Origin of the sequence: Mitsuokella sp. AF21-1AC (assembly GCF_003458855.1) — a bacterium.
In the GTDB taxonomy this organism is placed as follows: Bacteria; Bacillota; Negativicutes; order Selenomonadales; family Selenomonadaceae; genus Mitsuokella.
The window spans coordinates 24517-25108 of record NZ_QRVW01000007.1 but is presented as its reverse complement, the minus strand read 5'-3'; the positions used below and the strand labels follow the sequence as shown (position 1 = coordinate 25108).

Below are 592 nucleotides of genomic sequence, written 5' to 3'. Positions count from 1 at the left end.
CTGCCTTGCAAGCAGGGGGTCAGGAGTTCGATTCTCCTCGTCTCCACCATTATGGGCCTATAGCTCAGCTGGTTAGAGCGCACGCCTGATAAGCGTGAGGTCAGTAGTTCAAGTCCACTTAGGCCCACCATTAAAAACAAAATGGTATATGTACACTGAAAACTACACAGAAGAAATAAAATGTATCAAAATCATCGAGTACACATGAACAGTGTGAACAGAATGGTTTGAACGGACATTTTAGGATTTTCGAGAATTACAAATGTGATTCTCAAGCATAGACATCATAGTGATATGATACCTTTAGCGAACATAAGTTAAGCTACAAAGGGCATATGGCGGATGCCTAGGCGTTCCGAGTCGATGAAGGACGCGATAAGCTGCGATAAGTCATGGGGAGCCGCAAGTAGGCTTTGATCCATGGATTTCCGAATGGGGCAACCCGATGCGAGTTATGTTGCATCATCCATGTGTGACATGGAAGACAGACCTGGTGAACTGAAACATCTAAGTAGCCAGAGGAAGAGTAATCAAATGCGATTTGCTCACCATAGGGCTGAATGCAAATGTGCAGGATGCTTTCTGTACTGCA

The 592-nt window shown here is 44.8% G+C and carries 1 tRNA gene and 1 rRNA gene (1 of these 2 cut by a window edge); both read left to right on the top strand.

Features of this window, described 5'->3' with window-relative positions:
• Nucleotides 1–53 precede the first annotated feature (53 nt).
• Nucleotides 54–130, top strand: a tRNA-Ile gene (locus tag DWX75_RS03815).
• Between the two features lie 185 nt (nt 131–315).
• A 23S ribosomal RNA gene (locus DWX75_RS03810) occupies nt 316–592 on the top strand (it continues 2972 nt past the right edge of the window).